The organism is Plantactinospora sp. KLBMP9567 (assembly GCF_033446045.1).
In the GTDB taxonomy this organism is placed as follows: domain Bacteria; phylum Actinomycetota; class Actinomycetes; order Mycobacteriales; family Micromonosporaceae; genus Plantactinospora.
Genome location: NZ_JAWQRR010000062.1, coordinates 52,336 through 75,442, shown reverse-complemented (window position 1 = coordinate 75,442; position 23,107 = coordinate 52,336). Strand labels below are relative to the sequence as shown.

Sequence of the window (23,107 nt, the reverse complement as noted above, 5' to 3'; positions counted from 1 at the left end):
GGTTGTTCTTTGAGAACTCAACAGGGTGCTTGATAAGCCAGTGCCAAATGTTTGTTTGATTTGGCGACAAAGTGTTTTTTGTTGCTGGGTTTTGATTCTTCTAGTTTTTGTTGGAGAGTTTGATCCTGGCTCAGGACGAACGCTGGCGGCGTGCTTAACACATGCAAGTCGAGCGGAAAGGCCCTTCGGGGTACTCGAGCGGCGAACGGGTGAGTAACACGTGAGTAACCTGCCTCAGGCTTTGGGATAACCCCGGGAAACCGGGGCTAATACCGGATATTACCTGTCACTGCATGGTGGTGGGTGGAAAGTTTTTCGGCCTGGGATGGGCTCGCGGCCTATCAGCTTGTTGGTGGGGTGATGGCCTACCAAGGCGACGACGGGTAGCCGGCCTGAGAGGGCGACCGGCCACACTGGGACTGAGACACGGCCCAGACTCCTACGGGAGGCAGCAGTGGGGAATATTGCACAATGGGCGGAAGCCTGATGCAGCGACGCCGCGTGAGGGATGACGGCCTTCGGGTTGTAAACCTCTTTCAGCAGGGACGAAGCGTGAGTGACGGTACCTGCAGAAGAAGCGCCGGCCAACTACGTGCCAGCAGCCGCGGTAAGACGTAGGGCGCGAGCGTTGTCCGGATTTATTGGGCGTAAAGAGCTCGTAGGCGGCTTGTCGCGTCGACTGTGAAAACCCACAGCTCAACTGTGGGCTTGCAGCCGATACGGGCAGGCTAGAGTTCGGTAGGGGAGACTGGAATTCCTGGTGTAGCGGTGAAATGCGCAGATATCAGGAGGAACACCGGTGGCGAAGGCGGGTCTCTGGGCCGATACTGACGCTGAGGAGCGAAAGCGTGGGGAGCGAACAGGATTAGATACCCTGGTAGTCCACGCTGTAAACGTTGGGCGCTAGGTGTGGGGGGCCTCTCCGGTTCTCTGTGCCGCAGCTAACGCATTAAGCGCCCCGCCTGGGGAGTACGGCCGCAAGGCTAAAACTCAAAGGAATTGACGGGGGCCCGCACAAGCGGCGGAGCATGCGGATTAATTCGATGCAACGCGAAGAACCTTACCTGGGTTTGACATGGCCGCAAAACCTGCAGAGATGTGGGGTCCTTCGGGGGCGGTCACAGGTGGTGCATGGCTGTCGTCAGCTCGTGTCGTGAGATGTTGGGTTAAGTCCCGCAACGAGCGCAACCCTTGTTCGATGTTGCCAGCGCGTTATGGCGGGGACTCATCGAAGACTGCCGGGGTCAACTCGGAGGAAGGTGGGGATGACGTCAAGTCATCATGCCCCTTATGTCCAGGGCTTCACGCATGCTACAATGGCCGGTACAATGGGCTGCGATACCGTGAGGTGGAGCGAATCCCAAAAAGCCGGTCTCAGTTCGGATCGGGGTCTGCAACTCGACCCCGTGAAGTCGGAGTCGCTAGTAATCGCAGATCAGCAACGCTGCGGTGAATACGTTCCCGGGCCTTGTACACACCGCCCGTCACGTCACGAAAGTCGGCAACACCCGAAGCCCATGGCCTAACCCTTCGGGGAGGGAGTGGTCGAAGGTGGGGCTGGCGATTGGGACGAAGTCGTAACAAGGTAGCCGTACCGGAAGGTGCGGCTGGATCACCTCCTTTCTAAGGAGCACCTGCCCACGAAGGTGGGTTAGGAGCCCGCGGTCCGCGTATGTCGGGTCGGGGTGCTCGATTGGCGGAGACACTGGCGAGTCTTGCCTGGCAGCGGCCGGGTTCTAGTACGCATCTTCCTGTGTGGGGGTGGTGGAACGGGCTTGGTGCGGCTGGGTGGGGTGTAGGGCATCCTGTTGGGTCCTGAGGGAACAACCGTGTGGTTGGTTCTTCGGGTTGGCCGTGGGCGGGCGTTTGCTCGTCGGGCTGCCAGGCATGGCCTGGCCTCGCATACCGGGTCCTTTCCTTTGGGGTGGGGTTGCTGGTGTGGGGTGGTGGGTTGTGGGTTGGTCGTTTGTTGAGAATTACACAGTGGACGCGAGCATCTTTGTGGTCAAGTTGTCAAGGGCGAACGGTGGATGCCTTGGCACCAGGAGCCGATGAAGGACGTGGGAGGCCGCGATAGGCCTGGGGGAGCTGTCAACCGAGCTGTGATCCCAGGGTGTCCGAATGGGGTAACCTGGCACCAGTCATGTGGTGTCACCTGCACCTGAATTCATAGGGTGTGTGGAGGGAACGCGGGGAAGTGAAACATCTCAGTACCCGTAGGAAGAGAAAACAATAGTGATTCCGTGAGTAGTGGCGAGCGAAAGCGGATTGAGGCTAAACCGGTTGCGTGTGATACCTGTCAGGGGTTGCGTGGTCGGGGTTGTGGGACCTCATGGGGAGAGCTGACACTCTTCCGGGGAGTTATAAAGCCAGTTGTTAGCTGAATGGTGTGGAAAAGCCAACCGTAGGCGGTGATAGTCCGGTAGGTGAAAGCAGCTGGTCTTCCTTGTGGGTGTTCCCGAGTAGCGGCGGACTCCTGTAATCTGCCGTGAATCTGCCAGGACCACCTGGTAAGCCTAAATACTTCCTGGTGACCGATAGCGGACGAGTACCGTGAGGGAATGGTGAAAAGTACCCCGGGAGGGGAGTGAAATAGTACCTGAAACCGTTCGCCTACAATCCGTCGGAGCCTTTAGGGGTGACGGCGTGCCTTTTGAAGAATGAGCCTGCGAGTTAGTGGCATGTGGCGAGGTTAACCCGTGTGGGGTAGCCGTAGCGAAAGCGAGTCTTAATAGGGCGTGTAGTCGCGTGTTCTAGACCCGAAGCGGGGTGATCTAGCCATGGGCAGGCTGAAGCGTGGGTAAGACCGCGTGGAGGGCCGAACCCACCAACGTTGAAAAGTTGGGGGATGACCTGTGGTTAGGGGTGAAAGGCCAATCAAACTCCGTGATAGCTGGTTCTCCCCGAAATGCATTTAGGTGCAGCGTCGTGTGTTTCTTGCCGGAGGTAGAGCACTGGATGGTCTAGGGGCCCTACAAGGTTACTGAAATCAGCCAAACTCCGAATGCCGGTAAGTGAGAGCGCGGCAGTGAGACTGCGGGGGATAAGCTTCGTAGTCGAGAGGGAAACAGCCCAGATCGCCAGCTAAGGCCCCTAAGCGTGTGCTAAGTGGAAAAGGATGTGGGGTCGCATAGACAACCAGGAGGTTGGCTTAGAAGCAGCCATCCTTTAAAGAGTGCGTAATAGCTCACTGGTCAAGTGGTTCCGCGCCGACAATGTAGCGGGGCTCAAGTACACCGCCGAAGCTGTGGCATTCACATTTTACTTCGCGGTCACTTTCGGGTGGTTGTGCAGGTGTGTGGATGGGTAGGGGAGCGTCGTGCCGGGGGTGAAGCAGCGGGGTGACCCAGTTGTGGACGCGGCACGAGTGAGAATGCAGGCATGAGTAGCGAAAGAAGGGTGAGAAACCCTTCCGCCGGATGACCAAGGGTTCCAGGGCCAGGTTAATCCGCCCTGGGTGAGTCGGGGCCTAAGGCGAGGCCGAGAGGCGTAGTCGATGGATAACGGGTTGATATTCCCGTACCCGTGTAGGAGCGCCCGTGATGAACCTCGTTGTGCTAACCGCCTGAACCGTCCGAGACCTTCGGGTTGAGGGTGGGGAGCGTGGGAACCTGGCGGGTAGTAGTCAAGCGATGGGGTGACGCAGGAAGGTAGCTGAGCCCGGCCGGTGGTTGTGCCGGGGTAAGCGTGTAGGCCGTACCATAGGCAAATCCGTGGTGCATGTGGCTGAGACGTGATGCCGAGCCGATTCAGGTGAAGTCAGTGATCCTATGCTGCCGAGAAAAGCCTCTAGCGAGTTCCGAGCGGCCCGTACCCTAAACCGACACAGGTGGTCAGGTAGAGAATACCGAGGCGATCGGGTGAACTGTGGTTAAGGAACTCGGCAAATTGCCCCCGTAACTTAGGGAGAAGGGGGGCCGGAGACGTGAAGCCCCTTTGCGGGTGGAGCGTTGTATGGCCGCAGAGAGCAGGGGGAAGCGACTGTTTACTAAAAACACAGGTCCATGCGAAGAAGTAATTCGATGTATATGGACTGACGCCTGCCCGGTGCTGGAACGTTAAGGGGACCGGTTAGTCTTTCGGGGCGAAGCTGAGAACTTAAGCGCCAGTAAACGGCGGTGGTAACTATAACCATCCTAAGGTAGCGAAATTCCTTGTCGGGTAAGTTCCGACCTGCACGAATGGCGTAACGACTTCCCCACTGTCTCAACCACAGGCCCGGCGAAATTGCAGTACGAGTAAAGATGCTCGTTACGCGCGGCAGGACGGAAAGACCCCGGGACCTTTACTATAGCTTGACATTGGTATCTGAATTAGCTTGTGTAGGATAGGTGGGAGCCGGTGAAGTCCATACGCCAGTATGGGTGGAGGCAATCTTGAAATACCACTCTGGTTGGTTTGGGTATCTAACTTCGGGCCCTTATCGGGTTCAGGGACAGTGTCTGGTGGGTAGTTTAACTGGGGCGGTTGCCTCCTAAAATGTAACGGAGGCGCCCAAAGGTTCCCTCAGCCTGGTTGGCAATCAGGTGTTGAGTGTAAGTGTATAAGGGAGCTTGACTGTGAGACTGACGGGTCGAGCAGGGACGAAAGTCGGGACTAGTGATCCGGCACTTGCGTGTGGAAGCGGTGTCGCTCAACGGATAAAAGGTACCCCGGGGATAACAGGCTGATCTTCCCCAAGAGTCCATATCGACGGGATGGTTTGGCACCTCGATGTCGGCTCGTCGCATCCTGGGGCTGTAGCAGGTCCCAAGGGTTGGGCTGTTCGCCCATTAAAGCGGTACGCGAGCTGGGTTTAGAACGTCGTGAGACAGTTCGGTCCCTATCCGCCGTGCGCGTAGGATACTTGAGAAGGGCTGTCCCTAGTACGAGAGGACCGGGACGGACGAACCTCTGGTGTGCCAGTTGTCCCGCCAGGGGCACGGCTGGTTGGCTACGTTCGGGAGGGATAACCGCTGAAAGCATCTAAGCGGGAAGCCTGCTTCAAGATGAGGTATCCCACCCCAGTGATGGGGGTAAGGCTCCCAGTGAGACGACTGGGTTGATAGGCCGGAGATGTAAGCCAGGTAACTGGTTCAGTTGACCGGTACTAATAAGCCGAGGACTTGACTACAAAGCTGCTACGCGTCCACTGTGTGATTCACAGCAAACGAACAACAAGAGGTTCCCTTGCGTGTGGGTGAGGGATTGTTGTTTGTGTTGTTGATAGGGTTACGGCGGTTATGGCGGAGGGGAAACGCCCGGTTACATTCCGAACCCGGAAGCTAAGCCTTCCAGCGCTGATGGTACTGCACTCGGGAGGGTGTGGGAGAGTAAGACGCCGCCGGACATCTTAGTTCGCAGGGCCACCCCGGTCGGGGTGGCCCTGCGCTGCGTGTTTCGGCGATCTCGCCATGAGGAAGGATGTACCCGTGAGTTCAGGAGCGCATGGCGGAGACCGCCCGCGCCGTCGAGACGACCGTCCGGACCGCCGAGGCGGCCAGGACGCTTCCACGCGTCGTGACGGCCGTCCGCCCTATCGCGGGGACCGCGATTCGTCCGGCACCACTGGTGACCGGGGCGGCTATCCGAGTGGGAGTCGTCGAACCGACGGCCGTGAGGGTGACCGTCGCGACCGTCCCGCTCCTCGCGAGGGCGACCGTCGCGACCGTCCGGCTCCTCGTGACGGCGCCGGCTACCGGGACGGCCGTGCTGGTGGTGGCTACCGGTCCGGCGGTGACGACCGACGCGGCGGCGGTTTCCGCGACGGCCAGCGCGGCGGCTTCCGGGGCGACCGGGACTCCCGGGGCGACCGTCCGAGCGGTGCCGGGCGGTTCGGAGACGACGCGCGGCGGTCCGGCGGATACCGGCCGCCCCGCGGCGACGACTCCGGAGGCGGCGGATACCGCGACTCCGGGCGGCGGGACGGCGACGGGGGCTTCCGGCCCGGTGGCGGGTACCGGCGCGGCGGCGACGACCGGCAGGGCGGCGGCTACCGCGGTGGTGGACGCCGGGACGGCGATTTTGGCCCGGGACGCTCGGAGGGGCGCCAGGGATACCGTCCGTCCGGCACGGGCCCGCGGGACGGAAACCGGGACGGTGGCTACCGTGAGGGCAGCCACCAGTCCGGACGACGGGACGGCTTCGACCGCGGCGACCGTACCGACTACCCGCGGGGCGGTGACTTCCGGGACGGCAGGCGGGACGACCGTGACTCGCGTGGTGGCGGTTACCGCGAGGACGCCCGGCGCACCGACGACCGACGTACCGGCGGCTACCGGGGCGACTCCGGTGGTGACGATCGGCGCGGCGGTGGCTACCAGGGCCGGAGCGGAGGCTCCGGTGGTGACGATCGGCGCGGTGGCGGTTACCAGGGCCGGAGCGGAGGCTCCGGTGGTGATGACCGGCGCGGCGGCTTCCGGGGCGAGAGCGGTGGTTTCCGGGGCGGCTCCCGGCCGGGCTTCGGCGACGACCGACGCGGTGGTCGCGACTCGCGAGGTGGTGGCTTCCGCGACGACGCGCGGCGGGGCGATGACCGGCGGGACGGCGGTTACCGGGGGCGATCGGGCGCGGATTCCGGCGGCGACGCGGGGCGCGGCGGCGGCTACCGTGGCGGACCGTCGGGCGGCGGTGACCAGCGTGGCGCAGGACGGGACAGCGGACGGCGCTTCGGCGACGACGCAGGTCGTCGTGGATTCGACGGCCGCAGCCGGGAAGGCTTCCGGGGCTCGGACCGGGACGGTGCGCGTGACAGCGACCGTGGCGGTTTCCGCAGGCCGGACCGGGACGGCCGGAGCGGCGCCCGGGAGGGCGTCCGGTCGGGTGGTGACCGCGCCGATCGTGGCCGTGCCGACGATGGCCGGCGGGACTGGAAGCCCCGACAGGGGACCGGCCAGCCGGGCCGGGACGGTACGGGCGCGGGATCGGGCGGCTACACCCGCACCGAGGGTACGGATCGACGCGACCGCGGCGACCGGTCGGGCAGGCAGAGCGACGCCGCCCGGGAACCCGTCGCCCCGGCCCTGCCGGACGAGATCGTCGGCACGGATCTCGACAGTGCGGTCCGGGCCGAACTGCTCTCCCTGGCCAAGCCGGTGGCGGAGACGGTGGCGCGGCATCTCGTCGCGACCGGAACGCTGATCGACGACGACCCGAACCTGGCGCTGGAGCACGCACTCGCCGCCCGGCGCCTGGCGGCCCGGATCTCGTCCGTACGGGAGGCGGTGGGGCTGGCGGCGTACCGGGCGGGTGAGTGGCAGACCGCGATCGCCGAGCTGCGTACCTACCACCGGATGAGCGGACGACAGACCCACCTGGCGGTGCTTGCCGACTGTGAGCGGGCGCTCGGACGTCCGGAGCGGGCGATCGATCTCTACCGGGGCGCCGACCGCGAGTCGCTGGACCAGGCCGGCGCGGTGGAGTTGTTGATCGTGGCGGCCGGAGCCCGTGCCGACATGGGCCAGGGCGATGCGGCGGTGGCGATGCTCCAGGTACGCGAGCTGACCGCCGTGCCGGCCGAGCCGTGGGCGGCCCGGCTGCGTTACGCGTACGCCGACGCGCTGCTCGGGGTTGACCGGCGGGAAGAGGCACGGGAGTGGTTCGTCCGGGCCGCCGAGGTCGACGAGTTCGGTGAGACCGACGCCGCCGAGCGGCTGTTGGAACTCGACGGTGTCGTCCTGGAGGGCGACGAGGACGAGGACGACGACACGGCCGACGGTGAGTCCGACCGGGTGGCGGACGCCGACGCCGCGGCCCCGGACGACGGCTCCGCCGAGCGGGATGGTGAGCCGGAGGGCGACGACGAGTACGACGACGAGGTCGCCCGCGCGGACCGTGACGAAGACGAAGATGAGGACGAGTACGACGACGAGGTCGCTCAGCCGGTCGGCGAGGCGGGGCTGGCGGACGAGGACCCGCCGACGGTAGCCGCCGAGACGACCCCGGTGGGCGCAGACACGGCGGCGAGGGGGGACGCGGACGCGATGGTGGACGCCAACGCCAACGCCAACGTCGACGCGAACGCCGACGTGAACGCGAAGGCTGACGAGGACGAGGACGAGGACGCGGAGGCCGGGCCGGGTGACCTGGACGGTCCTGACGGGGAGCCGGTCGCGGCGGAGTCTGCGGATGCGGAGACCCCTGCGGCGGAGGCTGCTGCGGCGGACCCGGGGGCTCGTCCGGTGCGTGGCGCCGAATCGTGAGCGACGCCCCGCCGGGCGGCCGGCTGGTCGACGGGTACGACCTGGTGATCTTCGATCTGGACGGCGTGGTGTATCTCGTCGACCGGCCGATCGAGACGGCGGTCGCGGCGGTCGGCCGGCTGCACGCCGAGGGTAAGCCGTTGGCGTACGCGACCAACAACGCCTCCCGGCGTGCCGACGAGGTTGCCTCGCTGCTCACCGGGATGGGACTCGCCGTGGGGGGGGCGGCGGGGGGCCCCCCCCCCCCCCCCCCGGGGGCCCCCGGCGCCCCCCCCCCGCCCCCCCCCCGCGGCCCCCGGGGTGGGGACGCCCGGGGGGGCGCCGGGGGGGGCACACCCCGGGGCCCGCCGCGGCGGAACTGCTGGCCCATCGGTTCCCGCCGGACTCCCCGGTACTGGTGGTGGGTGCGGAGGCGCTGCGGACCGAGGTACGTGACGTCGGGCTGCGCCCCGTCTTTCGGCTGGAGGACGCGCCGGTGGCGGTGGTGCAGGGCTACGGGCCGGAGGTCGGCTGGGCGGACCTCGCGGAGGCGGCCCTCGCGGTACGGGCCGGTGCCGACTGGTTCGTCACCAACACCGACCGGACGCTGCCGACCGCCCGCGGTCCGGTGCCCGGGAACGGCTCACTGGTCGCGGCGGTGCGTACCGCGCTGGCCCGCGACCCCGACGTGGTGGTCGGCAAGCCGGAGCCGGCCCTGTTCACGGCCGCTGCCCGGCGGTTCGGCGCGGCCCGCCCGCTCGTGGTCGGCGACCGGCTGGACACCGACATCGAGGGCGCGGTTCGGGCGGGGATGGCGAGTCTGCTGGTACTCACCGGGGTGTCGGCGCCGATCGACCTGCTGCATGCGGCGCCGTCGGCCCGGCCGGACTTCGTGGCGAGCGACCTGGGCGGGCTCTTCGACCCGGCCCGGGTCGCCCGGTTGACCGCCGATCCCGCCGATCCCGCCGATCCCGCTGGCGCCGGTTGGCAGGTGGTCGACGGCGGATCGACGGTGCTCAGCGGGGAGGGGTCGAGCCTGGGGGCGCTGGCCGCGCTCTGCGCGGCCAGTTGGTCGGGAGTGCCGGTCGACGACGTCGAGCCGGGATCCGAGGCGGCCCGGAAGGCCCTCGGAGAACTCGGTCTGCTGCGCTGAGGCAGCCGCCCGGACCACTGCCGAGCCGGCGGGCGGGTGTGTTTCCGGGGTCGGCTCGGTGAAAGGCCGATACCCGGGACGGGCAGGCTGGACGCGTCGCGGGCGGGGGGGACGACCGTCAGCGGGGTCAGAGCATCTTGCGGAGTTTGAGCAGGTCGAACGGGTTGGCGTTGATCGACATCTGCCGGGAGGCGAGCGCCTTCGGCACGTCCAGTTCGCCCCGGACGAGACGGATCAGGTCGTCGCTGGTGGTGCTCAGCGCGATCTTCGCCTTCGGGTCGTCGCCGTCGGCCAGGTCGATCAGGCGTCCGCCGGTCAGCCGGCCGTGGAACGCCGTGCCCAGGTCGGTGATCCGGCACGCCAGGGTGCGATCGAGATCAACCTGCTTGCGTACCTTGTCGGCGTTGGCGTCCATCCGGGCCGCCAAATCGTGCAGCGCCTGCCGACACTCGTCCACGGTCGCCATCGTCGTGCCCCCTCGCATCACGCCACGCCCGTCCCCCGGGCACCGTACCGCACTGGGCGGGTCGGGGCGCCCGGTAGCGTGACAACCTGAACTGTCGGCACCCGCGAAAGGACCGGGGTATGCAGGATGCGTGGCGGGCCTACCTTGAACTGGCCCTCGGGCTGACGGAGGCGTCGAAGAAGCGCGCCCAGGCCGCCGCCAGGAAACTGGTCGGCTCCGGCGGTGCCACGGCCGCCCAACTGCAGACCATGGCCGAGGAACTGCTCTCCACCGGGATGGCCAACCGGGAGGCGCTGATCCGGATCGTCCGGGTCGAGATCGACCGTACCCTCGCCGCCGTCGGGCTGGCCACGGCGGACGACGTCACGGCGCTGACCGACCGGGTCGCCCGGTTGGAGCGGGAACTGTCCGCCGCTCGGTCGGCGGCGCCGGGTGGCACCGTCGGTGCGGCGGCGACCGCGACGGCGGCGGACGGCATTCGGCCGCCGGCACCGGGTGTGCCGGCCGGGACCGGCGCCGCGGACGAGAGCGCGGTGGCGAAGAAGGCCGTGGCGAAGAAGGCCGTGGCGAAGAAGGCGGTCGCGAAGAAGGCCGTGGCGAAGAAGGCGGTCGCGAAGAAGGCGGTCGCGAAGAAGGCGGTCGCGAAGAAGGCGGTCGCGAAGAAGACCGTGGCGAAGAAGACCGTCGCCAAGAAGGCCGCCGTGCCCGAGGCGGTCGCCAAGCAGGCGGTGGTGAAGAAGGCGGTGGCGAAGAAGGCCGCCGGCGGCAAGGCGGTGGCCACGAAGAGGTCGACCCCGGGCAAGGCCGTGGCCAAGCGGTCGCCGGCACCGGGCGGCGGTGTGGCATGACCCCCGTCGCACACCGGGCCCGGCGGGCGACCGGGCGGAGCGGAGGGGCGGCATGAGTCAGGTACCCGTGCCGGGGCCGTTCCGGCCGGCTCCGCCCCCCTCAGCGGCGGCACGGCCCGTTCCCGGCCCGGCACCGGCGGCCGCCGGATGGAGCGCGCCGACCGGCCCGGACGGCGGCGGTTCCGGCCATCCCGCCGTGGACGCGGTGCTGCAGGCGATGGCGAACGCCGCGAACCTGCCGCCGGCCGACCAGATCGCCCAGTACGAGGCGGCGCACCAGACCCTGCGGGAAACCCTCGCCACCATCGACCAGGCGTGAGCCCAGTCCCCTCGGAGAACTTCGATGGCACGTCGTACCCGGCTCGACGCCGAACTCGTCCGCCGTGGGATGGCCCGGTCCCGGGAACAGGCCGCGGCGCTGGTCGAGGCCGGGCGGGTGCAGGTCCGCGGGGTACGGGCACACAAGGTGGCCGCGATGGTGGACCCGGCGGATCCGGTCCGGGTGCTCGGCGAGGACCCGAGCACCGAGTACGTCTCCCGGGGCGGCCACAAGCTGGCCGGCGCGCTGGCGGCGTTCGCCCCCCGGGGGCTGGACGTCGTCGGCCGGCGCTGCCTGGACGCCGGGGCGTCGACCGGCGGTTTCACCGACGTGCTGCTCCGGGCCGGTGCCGCCGAGGTGGTGGCGGTGGACGTCGGCTACGGCCAGTTGGCCTGGGGCATCCGGTCCGACGAGCGGGTCCGGGTATTCGAGCGCACGAATGTGCGTACCCTGACGCCCGACACCATCGGCGGCACCGTGACCCTCACCGTCGCGGACCTGTCGTTCATCTCGCTCCGCCTGGTGCTGCCGGCGCTGGCCGGCTGCACCGCCCCGGACGGCGACCTGGTGTTGATGGTCAAGCCGCAGTTCGAGGTCGGAAAGGAACGGGTGGGCAGCGGTGGGGTGGTACGCGATCCGCAGCTCCGGGCCGAGGCGGTGCTCGCGGTGACCGACGCGGCCGGCGGGCTCGGCCTCGGCCTGGCCGGCGTGGTGGCGAGCCCGCTGCCGGGGCCGAGCGGCAATGTGGAGTTCTTCGTCTGGCTGCGCGCCGACGCGCCCCCTCCGGATGAGGAGCTGGTGCGAGCGGTGGTGACGACCGGGCCGGCCGGCCCGGCCGTGGCGCGGGAGGGAGCCCGATGACCCGGACGGCACTGCTGGTCACGCACACCGGACGGCGGCGGAGCACCGAGCACGCCCGTACGGTCGCCGCCGACCTGATCCAGGCCGGCTTCGAGGTGCGGGTAGTGGCCGAGGAGGCCGACGACCTGGACCTGCCCGGGGTGACCCCGGTGACCCTGCTCGGCGCGGCCGAGGGCGCCGAGATCGTCTTCGCGCTCGGCGGTGACGGCACCTTCCTGCGCGCCGCCGACCTGGCCCGGCCGGCGAAGGCGCCGCTGCTCGGGATCAACCTCGGCAAGGTCGGCTTCCTCGCCGAGGCCGAGATCGACGACCTGGACCAGGCGGTCCGGGACGTCGTGGACCGGAACTACACAGTGGACGAGCGGCTCACCCTCGACGTCCGTGCCGAGTTCGAGGGCGGCCCGGTGATCGAGTCGTGGGCGCTCAACGAGGCGAGCGTGGAGAAGGGCGAGCGGGCCCAGATGCTGGAGCTGCTCGTCGACGTCGACGGCCGGCCACTGTCCCGGTACGGCTGCGACGGTGTGGTGTGCGCGACCCCGACCGGCTCCACCGCGTACGCCTTCTCGGCCGGTGGGCCGGTGGTCTGGCCGGAGGTGGAGGCGCTGCTGCTGGTGCCGATCAGCGCGCACGCGCTGTTCAGCCGGACGATCGTCACCGCACCGACGGCGACCTTCACCATCACGGTGGACCCGTTCACCACCCTGGCGGTGCTCTGCTGCGACGGCCGCCGGGTCTACGACCTGCCGCCCGGTGCCAAAGTCACCGTGCAGCGGGGTGCGCTCCCGGTGCGGGTCGTCCGGCTGCGGGCCCGGCACTTCACCGACCGGCTGGTGGCGAAGTTCGGCCTGCCGGTGCACGGCTGGCGGGGCAACCGCCGCTGACGGCGACGGCGGCTCCGCTGACGGCGACGGGCGGGTGAGGGGCCGGGGCGCCAATCGGAACGCGCGCCGGGTGGTCAAGTGTCGGGGCCCGCTACTACTGTCGGTGGCTGTGCTGGAAGAGCTGCGCATCACCGGACTGGGCGTCATCGAGGACACCACACTGCCGCTGACCCGCGGCATGAACGTCATCACGGGCGAGACCGGCGCCGGAAAGACAATGGTGGTGACCGGTCTCGGCCTGCTCTTCGGCGGGCGGGCCGACGCCGGCCGGGTGCGGGCCGATCCGGGTCGGGCCGTCGTGGAGGGGCGGCTGCGGCTGACCGGCACCGCCGCGACGGCGGTGCACGCCCGGGTGGTGGACGCGGGCGGTGAGCCGGACGACGACGGGGCGGTGCTGCTCAGCCGTACGGTCACCGTGGAGGGGCGGTCGCGGGCGCATGTGGCCGGCCGCAGCATGCCGGTGTCGATGCTGGCCGAGGTGGGCGAGCAGGTGTTGGCCGTACACGGCCAGTCGGACCAGCTCCGGCTGCTCCGGCCGGCCGAGCAGCGGGCCGCGCTGGACCGCTTCGGCGGGCCGGAGCACGAGAAGCTACTGGAGAGCCTGCGCGAGTCGTACACCCGGTGGCGTCGGGTCTCGGACGACCTGGCCGACCGGCGCCGCAACGCGCGGGAGCGCAACCAGGAGGCCGATCTGCTGCGGCTGGGCCTGGACGAGATCACCCGGGTCGACCCGCAGCAGGGCGAGGACGAGGAGCTCAAGGCCGAGGCGCAGCGGCTGGAGCACGCGGAGGGGTTGCGTACGGCCGCGCAGACGGCCCAGCACTGCGTGGCGGGTGCCGCCGAGCCGGCCGACGAGATGGCCGACGTGACCACCCTGCTCGGGCACGCCCGCCGGACGCTGGAGGCCCAGGCCGGGGTGGACCGGACCCTCGGCGACCTGTCGGTGCGGCTGGAGGAGGTCGCCACGCTGGTCGGCGACATCGCGGCCGAGCTGTCCGGCTACCTCGCCGCGCTGGACGCCGATCCCGCCCGGTTGGAGGTCATCTACGAGCGCCGGGCCGCGCTGCGCGGCCTGACCCGCAAGTACGCCGACGACGTTGACGGGGTGATCGCCTGGGCGGACCGGGCCCGGACCCGGCTGTCCGAGCTGGACACCTCCGACGAGCTTCTCGACGAGCTGGACCGGGAGCGGCAGCGGCTGGCCGGCGAGGTGGCCGAGTTGGCGGGCCGGCTCTCGGCCGCCCGCCGCGAGGCGGCCACCCGGTTCGCCGAGCAGGTGACTGTCGAGCTGGCCGGGCTGGCGATGCCGCACGCCCGGATCGAGGTGGCGGTGCTGCCTCGGCCGGCCGGCAAGGCGGAGCCGACGCTCACCGTCGACGGGGCCGAGGTCGGGGTCGGTCCGGACGGGGCGGACGAAATCGAGCTGCGGCTGATGGCCCATCCGGGCGCCCCGTCGCTGCCGCTGCAACGCGGCGCCTCCGGCGGTGAGCTGTCCCGGGTGATGCTCGCCATCGAGGTGGTCTTCGCCGGCTCCGGCGGGCCGCCCACGCTGGTCTTCGACGAGGTCGACGCCGGGGTGGGCGGGCAGGCGGCGGTGGAGATCGGCCGTCGGTTGGCCCGGTTGGCCCGTAGCCACCAGGTGCTGGTGGTGACCCACCTGCCCCAGGTGGCCGCGTTCGCCGACCGGCACCTGGTGGTGGCCAAGGACACCGGCGGTGCGGTGACGACCAGCGGGGTACGGGTGGTGGAGGACACCGACCGGGCCCGGGAGCTGGCTCGGATGCTCGCCGGTTTGCCGGACTCCGATCTGGGTATCGCCCATGCCGAGGAACTTCTGGCTGTGGCTGCCCGGGAACGACGCTCCTGAGGCCGCGGCACCGCGTGCGCGGCGGAACGTGCCCCTGGCGGTCACGATCCGTGGTACCGAATCGAACGGTGTGATGCCGACCACACCCGGCCGGGTAGGAATGTGGTTCCCTTGGGGTGGCGGCCCTGCTCAGGCATGTCGCGACAGAAAGCTCTGCCTCACATGCCAGGATGGTTGGGATGCGTTTACCCACGTTGCGCCGGGCCCGGAGCGCGGAACCGGGCAAAGTCGTCGGCACCGCGCGCCTTGACCGCCGGACGAAGCGCCTGGTCAGCCGGCTGCGTCCGGGTGACATCGCGGTGATCGACCATGTCGATCTGGACCGGGTGGCGGCCGACTCGCTGGTCGCGGTCGGCGTTGCCGCGGTACTCAACGCCAAGCCGTCGGTCTCCGGCCGCTATCCGAACCTCGGCCCGGAAGTGCTGATCAAGGCAGGCATCCCCCTCCTCGACGACCTCGGCGAGAGCATCTTCCAGCAGATCCGGGAGGGCGACACCGTCCGGATCGACGGCAACACCGTGCTGCTCGACGACGAGCCGGTCGGGCACGGCAGCCGGCAGGACGCCGAATCGGTGGCAAAGGCGATGTCCGACGCCCGGGAAGGGCTGTCGGTGCAGTTGGAGGCGTTCGCCGCCAACACGATGGAATACCTCAAGCAGGAGCGGGAGCTGCTGCTCGACGGGGTCGGTGTGCCGGACGTCGAGACGCTGATCCGGGGCCGGCACTGCCTGATCGTGGTCCGGGGCTACGACTACAAGGCCGACCTCGACGTGCTGCGCCCGTACATCCGGGAGTTCAAGCCGGTGCTGATCGGCGTGGACGGCGGCGCGGACGCGCTGGTGGAGGCGGGCTACACCCCCGATCTGATCATCGGCGACATGGATTCGGTCACCGACGACGTGCTGCGGTGCGGCGCCGAGGTGATCGTGCACGCCTACCCGGACGGACGGGCGCCGGGGCTGGCCCGGGTGAACGGGCTCGGCGTGACCGCGCAGACCTTCCCGGCCGCGGCCACCAGCGAGGACCTGGCGATGCTGCTCGCCGACGGCAAGGGCGCCTCGCTGATCGTCGCGGTCGGCACCCACGCCACCCTGGTCGAGTTCCTGGACAAGGGACGCGGCGGCATGGCCTCCACCTTCCTGACCCGGCTCAAGGTCGGCGGCAAGCTGGTCGACGCCAAGGGGGTGAGCCGGCTCTACCGGCAGAGCATCTCCGGGTCGTCGCTGTTGCTGCTGGTGCTCTCGGCGCTGGCCGCGATGGCGTCCGCGGTCGCCGTCTCCACCGTTGGAAAGGCTTACCTCGGGGTCGCCTCCGAGTGGTGGGACAATGTCGTATTCCAGCTTGGACAGCTCTTCTAGCCCCGTGCTGGTGTCCTCCCGGCCCCGAATGATGATCAAGAGGCTCTCGTCGTGATCAATTTCCGGTACCACGTGGTCTCGCTGACCGCGGTGTTCCTCGCCCTGGCGATCGGTCTGGTGGTGGGTACCGCGGCGCTGAACGGTCCGGTCGCCGACTCGCTCAAGGATCGGGTCAACGCGCTGGGCAAGCACAACGAGCAGCTCCGCGAGTCGGTGAACAACCTGGAGACCGAGGTCCAGCGCGAGGAGGACTTCGTCCGGGAGGCGGCGCCGCACATGCTCAAGGGCACCCTCGCCGGCCGGCGCGTCCTGGTCATCGTGCTGCCGAGCGGGCAGGACCAGGTCGACGGGGTGGTCGAGATGCTCCGGCTGGGCGGTGCCTCGGTCACCGGGCGGATCGACGTACAGGAGAAGTTCCTCGATCCGGACAGCAGCGTCCTGCTGCTGGGCGTCGCGGCCAAGGCGGCCAGACCCACCGTCCCGGACGTCGGGCTGCCCAGCAGCGAGGGGGTGGAGAAGTCCAGCGCCCTGCTGGCCAGCGCCCTGTTGGACCGTCCGGAGGGCGGCTCGCCGGTGACCGACGCCGACCGGCGCTCGGTGCTGGACGACTACAGCGAGGAGGGCTACCTCAACGTGCCTGACAAGATCACCGGTTCCGCCGAGGCGGTCGTGGTGGTCAGCGGGCAGCCGTACGTCGACCGGGACGCGACCCGCAAGGACCGGTCGGTGGTGCAGCTCGCCGAGCAGTTCGACAAGGCCGGGGCGATCGTGGTCGCCGGCAACGGCAGCAGCGGCGGCAACCTGGTCGCCGAGGTACGCCGGGATCCGGCGCTGTCCAAGACGATCTCCACCGTCGACAACTCCAACACCGTGGCCGGGCAGGTGGTCACCGCGCTGGCGCTGGGGCGGCAGATCACCCAGAAGCAGGCCGGTGCGTACGGCGTCGGCGCGGGTGCCGAGTCGCTGCTGCCGGAAATGCCCGAGTGACCGCCCGGCCCAGGGGCGCCCGGGCCCGGGCGCTCGGCGTCGGCATGCTCTTCGCCGGTGCCGCCCTGCGAGGCGTGCTCGCCGGCCCGTGGGCCGCCGGGCTGCGCCGTACCAACTTCCGGGGACGCACCGTCACCCTCGCCGCCGGCCCGGCGCTCGCCGCCGGGGCGGCCGCCGGTGCCGCCGCGGGCGCGCCGAGCCGCCCGGCCGGCGCCGCCGCCCTGGTCGCCGGCCTCTCCTGCGGAGCCGTCGGGCTCTACGACGACGTGGTCGGCGCCCGGCCGGAGCAGAAGACCGCCAAGGGCTTCGCCGGACACCTCGCCGCGCTCCGCGAGGGGCGGGTGACCAGCGGCGTCGTCAAGATCGCCGGAGTCGGCGCGGCCGGCTTGGCCGCCGCCGCCCTGCTCGCCGCCGACCCGACCGTGCGGTCCCACCCCGGTCGCCGCCGCGCCGGACGCGCCGCCGGCATGGTCGACCTGCTGCTCGGCGCGGGCGTCATCGCCGGCACCGCGAACCTGGTCAACCTGCTCGACCTGCGGCCCGGACGGGCCCTCAAGTCCGGCGTGCTGCTCGGCGCGCCGCTGCTGCCCGGCCCGACCGGTGGGCTCGCCGCCGGCCCGGTCGGCGCCGCCGCCGCGCTGCTCCCGGCCGACCTGGACGAACAGGTCATGCTCGGCGACAGCGGAGCGAACGCCCTCGGCGCGCTGCTCGGCGTCGCGCTGGCCGCCCGTACCGGGCCGGTGGGGCGGGCCGGGGCACTCGCCGTGATCGCCGCGCTCACCGCCGCCAGCGAGAAGGTCAGCTTCACCCAGGTGATCCAGAACACCCCGGGATTGCGCGAGCTGGACGCCCTGGGCCGGCGACACTCCTGAGGTGGGCAGGCCGGCACCCCTGGTCGGCGCCGGGCGGGTGGCCGGCGCCGCCGCGCTGATCGCCGTACTCACCGTGGCCAGTCGACTGGCCGGGTTCGGGCGTACCGGGGTCTTCACCTGGATGATGGGCGACCGCAGCGACCTCGGCGGCATGTACGTGGTGGCGAACAGCGTCCCGAACATCGTCTTCGAGATCATCGCCGGTGGGGCACTGGCGAGTCTCGTCGTACCGCTGCTGGCCGGTGCGGTCGCCGCCGGTGACCGGGCGGCGGTGTCGGCGACCACCGGAGCGCTGCTCACCTGGACGGTGAGCCTGCTGGTGCCGCTGGCGGTCGCGGTGGCGCTGCTCGCCGAACCGATCGTCGGGCTGATCTCGGACCACCGCAGCACCGCCGAGATCGAGGCCGGTGCGCGGATGCTCCGGGTCTTCGCCCCGCAACTGCCGCTGTACGGGATCGGCATCGTGCTGACCGGGGTGCTCCAGTCGTACCGGCGGTTCGCCTGGCCGGTGATCGCGCCGCTGCTCTCCAGCGTGACCGTGATCGGGGTCTACCTGGCGTTCGCGGCGGTCGAGGGAGTCCGGCCCACCATCGCCGGAGTCGGGCGGGACGGCGAGCTGATCCTCTCCGCCGGCACCACCCTCGGGGTGGTGGTGCTCTCGCTGTCGCTGCTCGTCCCGGTGCGCCGGCTGCACCTGCGACCCCGACTCGGGTACGGGTTCTCCGCCGACGCCCGGGCCCGGCTCGGCGGGCTCGCGCTGGCCGGGGCGGTGACGGTGATCGGCCAGCAGGTGGCCCTGGTGGTCAGCCTGCGCCAGCTCAGCGGCGGACCGACCGGTGCGGAGGTCGTGTTCAACCTCGCCCAGACGGTGTACCTGCTGCCCTGGGCGGTGCTCGCCGTCCCGCTCGCGGTCGCGGCGTACCCGAACCTGGCCGCCGCGCACGCCGCCGGGGACGAGCCGGGATACCGCGCCACGCTGGCCCCGACCGCCCGCCGGGTGCTGCTGTTCAGCTGCCTCGGCACGGCGGCGCTGATCGGCACCGCCGAACCGGTGGCCCGGTTCTTCTGGCCGGGCAGCGGGCCGACCCAGGTGGCCGCCGTCGCCGGGTTCGCACCGGGCCTGCTCGGCTACGGGCTCTTCGCGGTGCTCACCCGGGCCCTGTACGCGCGCGGCGCCGCCCGGCCGGCGGCCACCGCCACCCTGGCCGGCTGGCTCGTCGTGCCGTTCGCCGCCGTGGGGCTCTCCGCCGCCTTCCCGGCTGACTATCGGGTGTTCGCGGTCGCGGTGGCGAACTCGGTCGGCATGCTGGTGCTGGGGGTGCTGCTGGTGGTTGCGGTCCGGCGCAGCGCCGGTCCGGCCGCGTTGACCGGATTCACCAGGTCAGCGCTGGTCGGGCTGCTCGCCGGAGCGGTCGCGGCGGTGGTCGGCGCGGTGTGTGCGCACCGGTTGCCCGGCTTCGGGGGTGGTACCCCGGCGCGAGTCGACGCACTCGTGCAGGGCATGCTGTCCGGAGTCGCCGTGGGCGCGGCATTCGTCGCGGTCGCCTATCCGCTGGACCGGCACGACGTCCGGCCGCTGCTGGCGACCCTGCGCAGACGGCTGCGCGGCGTGCTGGCGCTGGCCCACCGGGGCGGGCCGGCAGCGTCGCGCCGGCGGGACGGGGCGGAGACGGATCGCGGGGACCGGCCGGACGTGGCCGACCCGGGCGAGGACGACGGGAAGGAGCGGGTGTCGCGGTGAGCGAGCTTGGGCCGGCTCGACCGGGGGACCGCGCCGAACCGGACGTGCCGGGACCGACGGCCACCGTCGGGCGTGCCGGCGCGGTGGCCCTGGTGCTCGCCTCCAGCACCGGCGGCGTCGGTCAACACGTCGCCTCGCTCGCCCGAGGGCTGGTCGGGGCCGGAATGGCGGTCACCGTCTGTGGTCCGGCCGCGACCCAGGAACAGTTCGACTTCACCGCCGCCGGCGCTCGGTTCGTACCGGTGGAGATCCCGGCCAGCCCCACCCCGGCCGACGCGCGGGCGGTCACGGCGCTGCGCCGGGCGCTGGCCGGACCGGTCGACGTGGTGCACGCGCACGGTCTGCGCGCCGGACTGGTGGCGGTGCTCGCCCGCCCGGCCGCCCCGGTCGTGGTGACCTGGCACAACGCGGTACTCGCCAGCGGGCTGCGCGGGCGGCTCTCCCGGCTGGCCGAGCAGATCGTCGCCCGGCGGGCCCGGGTCAGCCTCGGCGCCTCCGCCGACCTGGTCGAGCGGGCCGCCGCGCTCGGCGCCCGGGACGCCCGGCTCGCTCCGGTCGCCGCCCCCGCCCTGCCGGCGCCCCGCCGCAGCCGCTCGGCGGTCCGGGCCGAGTTCGGCGTCGCCCCGGAGCAGACGCTGATCCTCTCGGTCGGCCGGCTGCACCCGCAGAAGCGCTACGACGTGCTGGTCGACGCCGCCGCCCGGTGGCGTGACCTGGATCCGCCGCCGGTGGTGGTGATCGCCGGCAGCGGCCCGAGCTATCTGCCGCTGGCCGCGCGGATCTCGGCCGCCCGGGCCCCGGTGACGCTGCTCGGGCACCGGACCGACGTGGCCGACCTGCTGGCCGGAGCCGACCTGGCCGTGGTCACCAGCGACTGGGAGGCGCGGCAGCTCTTCGCGCAGGAGGCGTTGCGGGCCGGCGTACCGCTGGTGGCGACCGCCGTCGGCGGCGTGCCCGAACTGGTCGGCGAGGCGGCCGTACTGATCCCGCCCGGTGACGTGGACGCGGTGGACGAGGCGGTCCGGGCGCTGCTCGGCGATCCCGCCCGCCGGGCCGCACTGGGCGACCTGACCACCGTACGGGCGGCCCAGTGGCCGACCGAGGCGGATACCGTCGCCGCCGTCGCCGCGCTCTACGCCGAACTCGGCGCGTTCCGACCCACCCCCGCCGGGCCGGAGAGCCCGGCGGCGGATCCCGCGGATCAGGGGCCGCCCGGGCCCGGCGCGGCACCGGAGGCCCCCGACCGGACCGGTGGCGGCCGGCCACCCTCCGCCGGGCGGGAGACCGGCTCGTCGGCGGGGCGCGGCTGATGCTGCGCCGGCTGGTGCCCGTGCTGTTGACCGCGGCGGTGGTGGCTCTCGGGGTCGCCGCGCTCGTCGTCCGGCCGGCCACCCGGACACCGGAACAGACCGTCGACTACGTGCTGCTGGCCGGAGTACCGGGGCTGCGCTGGGACGACGTCGATCCGCAGCACACCCCGACGTTGTGGCGGATGGCCGAGCACGGTGCCATCGGCTCGCTGTCGGTGCGGTCGGCCCGGCAGCCGACCTGCCCGGTCGACGGCTGGCAGACCCTCGGCGCGGGTAACTTCGCCGCCTGGGACGGTACGGTCGTCGCCGAGCAGTGCCCGGAGCTGGATCCCACCGTCGAGCGGCCGGACGCGATCAGCGCCAACCTCCCCGACCAGCGGGCGACGGTCACCTACAACCAGGACAGGCTGCGCTGGGGCACCATGCCCGGGGCGCTGGCCGAATCGGTCCGCTGCACCGTCGCGGTCGGCCCGGGCGCCGCGGTCGCCGCGGCCCGGCCGTTCGGGCGGGTCGACCGGTACGCGGCGGAACTGCCGCCCGATCCGGCGGAACTGCTCTCCCGCTGCGTACTCAGCATCGTCGACCTCGGCACCGTCAGCGGTGACGACCCCGCCGTGCGGGCCGCCGCCGCCCGCCGCGCCGACGCCATCCTGGCCCGGGTGCTGGCGGCCCGGCCCGAACGGTCCCTGGTGATGGTTGCCGGGGTCGCCGACACCGACCGGTCGTCCCGGCTGCACGTCGCGGTGGCGGACGGCCCGGGCTGGGGACGCGGCTGGCTGACCTCGCGCAGCACCGGCCGGGACGGCTACCTGCAACTGGTCGATCTGGCGCCCACGGCGCTGGCGGCGCTGGGCCGCCCCGCGCCCGAGCGGCTCTTCATCGGCCAGCCGGCGGTGGTGGTCGACGGCCGTCCGGCCGACCTGCCCACGGCGATCGCGGCGCCCGCTGACGCCGACCGGGAGGCCCGGGCCCAGCAGCAGGTGGCCGAGTGGTTCTTCCTGCTACTGGCCGGGCTCCAGTGCCTGCTGGCGGTCGCCGTACTGCCGCTGTTGCGCCGGGCGCGGCGCGACGCCGGCCCGTCCGGACCCGCCCCGGCGCCCCGGCAGGTGGTCGCGACGATCGAGGTACTGCTCATCGCCGCCGCCCTGGCGATCCCGGCTGCGCTCGTCGCGGACGCCGTTCCCTGGTGGCGGGGCGAGCACGCCGGCGTCTACTTCGGGCTGGTCACCGCGGTGGTGCTCGGCCTGGCCACCGCCGCGGTGCGGCTCGCCCGGGCGTACCAACGCACCCTCTGGCCGCTGGGCAGCGTGGCGGCGCTGGCCGCGCTGGTCGTCGGTGCGGACGTGGTCACCGGGGCGCGACTGCAGCTCAACGGGGTGACCGGATACTCGGCCCTGGAGGGCGGTCGGTACGCCGGCCTCGGCGTCGTCGGGCTCGGGGTCTTCATCGCGGGCAGCCTGCTCTCGGCGGCCTGGCTGGCCCAGCGGGTCCGCCGTAGCTGGCGGCCGGCCGTGATGGTGCTGGTCGGCGTGCTCGGGGTGATCGTGGTGGGTAGCCCCTACCTCGGCGCAGACGCGGTGGGCGCGGTCGCGCTGACCGCCGGGGTGAGCATCGCCGCCGCGATCAGTACCGGCGGTTGGCTCACCCTGGGCCGACTCGCCTGGGCCGCCATCGCCGGTCTGGCCGTGACCATCGGGTTCGTCGTGATGGACCTGCGGCAGCCGCTCGACCAGCGGGGCAGCCTCGGCCGCTTCCTCACCGCCGTCGGCGACGGCACCAGCGGGCTGACCGTGCACCGCTCCGGCGCGGCGAACCTGGCAGCCCTGGCCGGAAGCCCGCTCACCGTCCTTGCGCTGGTCGGTGCGGTGCTGGTGTGGTTCGCCCTGCTCCGTCCGTGGGGCGGGCTCAAGCGGCTGTTCGGGATCTATCCCGCGATGCGGGGCGGAATGGCCGGTATTCCGGTGGCGACGGTGATCGCCGGCCTGCTCGGCGGGTCCGCCCTCAACGTCGCGGGCGCGGCGGCGGCGCTGACGGTGCCGATGGCCGCCCTGGCCGCGTTGCGGGTGCTCGACCACGCCACCGACCGGACCATGCCGGCCACCGGCCCCTGCCCGGACGACACGCCCGGCTCGACCCCGCCGACCGGTGGCACGGATCCGGCACCCGACCGCGAGGTCGGAGCCCGGCAGGTGTCCGTCACGGTGATCAGCGCCGCCGAACGGCCGGAGAGTACGACCGAAACCGGGCCGGCGCAGCCGTCGGCCGAGGTGCCGGCCGGCTGACCG

The 23,107-nt window shown here is 71.0% G+C and carries 11 protein-coding genes, 3 rRNA genes and 3 pseudogenes; 16 read left to right on the top strand and 1 reads right to left on the bottom strand.

Annotation, left to right across the window (positions count from 1 at the left end):
* Positions 1-107 precede the first annotated feature (107 nt).
* From R6Y94_RS42660 to R6Y94_RS42640, 5 genes and pseudogenes are all read left to right on the top strand, one after another.
* Positions 108-1,623: ribosomal RNA gene (locus R6Y94_RS42660) — 16S ribosomal RNA — on the top strand.
* 380 nt (positions 1,624-2,003) lie between these two features.
* Positions 2,004-5,113: ribosomal RNA gene (locus R6Y94_RS42655) — 23S ribosomal RNA — on the top strand.
* A 99-nt stretch (positions 5,114-5,212) separates the two neighbouring features.
* Positions 5,213-5,329 (top strand): 5S ribosomal RNA (gene rrf / locus R6Y94_RS42650).
* The 16S, 23S and 5S rRNA genes sit together here, the layout of an rRNA operon.
* 1,756 nt (positions 5,330-7,085) lie before the next feature.
* Positions 7,086-7,874: pseudogene (locus tag R6Y94_RS42645) on the top strand (tetratricopeptide repeat protein); the annotation flags it as partial.
* Positions 7,875-8,176: 302 nt separating this feature from the next.
* A pseudogene (locus tag R6Y94_RS42640) lies at positions 8,177-9,312 on the top strand (HAD-IIA family hydrolase).
* A 127-nt stretch (positions 9,313-9,439) separates the two neighbouring features.
* Here the strand turns inward: R6Y94_RS42640 and R6Y94_RS42635 are convergent.
* Positions 9,440-9,778 (bottom strand): alkyl sulfatase C-terminal domain-containing protein, encoded by a 339-nt coding sequence (locus R6Y94_RS42635; RefSeq protein WP_318402883.1) that lies wholly within the window; start codon positions 9,776-9,778, stop codon positions 9,440-9,442.
* A gap of 119 nt (positions 9,779-9,897) precedes the next feature.
* Here R6Y94_RS42635 and R6Y94_RS42630 point away from each other — a divergent pair, with 119 nt between their 5' ends.
* The 11 genes and pseudogenes from R6Y94_RS42630 (at position 9,898) to R6Y94_RS42580 (ending at position 23,104) form a co-directional block, all read left to right on the top strand.
* Entirely contained in the window at positions 9,898-10,626 is a 729-nt protein-coding gene (locus tag R6Y94_RS42630; protein WP_318402881.1) for a phasin family protein, read from the top strand.
* A 52-nt stretch (positions 10,627-10,678) separates the two neighbouring features.
* Positions 10,679-10,945, top strand: coding sequence for a hypothetical protein (locus tag R6Y94_RS42625; RefSeq protein ID WP_318402879.1), 267 nt, complete (start codon positions 10,679-10,681; stop codon positions 10,943-10,945).
* A gap of 24 nt (positions 10,946-10,969) precedes the next feature.
* On the top strand, positions 10,970-11,806 hold the full coding sequence (locus tag R6Y94_RS42620; protein WP_318402877.1) for a TlyA family RNA methyltransferase: 837 nt from the start codon (positions 10,970-10,972) through the stop codon (positions 11,804-11,806).
* Complete coding sequence (locus tag R6Y94_RS42615; RefSeq protein ID WP_318402875.1) at positions 11,803-12,687, top strand: NAD kinase; 885 nt, start codon at positions 11,803-11,805, stop codon at positions 12,685-12,687. The genes R6Y94_RS42620 and R6Y94_RS42615 overlap by 4 nt, the downstream gene beginning before the upstream one ends.
* 109 nt (positions 12,688-12,796) lie before the next feature.
* Positions 12,797-14,554 (top strand): DNA repair protein RecN, encoded by a 1,758-nt coding sequence (gene recN, locus R6Y94_RS42610; RefSeq protein WP_318402898.1) that lies wholly within the window; start codon positions 12,797-12,799, stop codon positions 14,552-14,554.
* Between the two features lie 179 nt (positions 14,555-14,733).
* Positions 14,734-15,912, top strand: coding sequence for a putative cytokinetic ring protein SteA (gene steA, locus R6Y94_RS42605; protein ID WP_318402873.1), 1,179 nt, complete (start codon positions 14,734-14,736; stop codon positions 15,910-15,912).
* 51 nt (positions 15,913-15,963) lie between these two features.
* Positions 15,964-16,899 carry a copper transporter gene (locus R6Y94_RS42600; RefSeq protein ID WP_318402871.1) on the top strand — a complete coding sequence of 312 codons (936 nt, stop codon included), beginning with the start codon at positions 15,964-15,966 and terminating at the stop codon, positions 16,897-16,899.
* A 44-nt stretch (positions 16,900-16,943) separates the two neighbouring features.
* The gene (locus R6Y94_RS42595; RefSeq protein ID WP_318402896.1) at positions 16,944-17,771 is read left to right on the top strand and encodes a hypothetical protein; all 828 of its coding nucleotides are present in this window, start codon (positions 16,944-16,946) and stop codon (positions 17,769-17,771) included.
* A gap of 1 nt (position 17,772) precedes the next feature.
* Entirely contained in the window at positions 17,773-19,512 is a 1,740-nt protein-coding gene (gene murJ, locus R6Y94_RS42590; RefSeq protein WP_318402869.1) for a murein biosynthesis integral membrane protein MurJ, read from the top strand.
* A gap of 44 nt (positions 19,513-19,556) precedes the next feature.
* Positions 19,557-20,723, top strand: a pseudogene (locus R6Y94_RS42585) (glycosyltransferase family 4 protein); the annotation flags it as partial.
* A 98-nt stretch (positions 20,724-20,821) separates the two neighbouring features.
* On the top strand, positions 20,822-23,104 hold the full coding sequence (locus R6Y94_RS42580; RefSeq protein ID WP_318402867.1) for a hypothetical protein: 2,283 nt from the start codon (positions 20,822-20,824) through the stop codon (positions 23,102-23,104).
* The last annotated feature ends 3 nt before the right edge of the window (positions 23,105-23,107 follow it).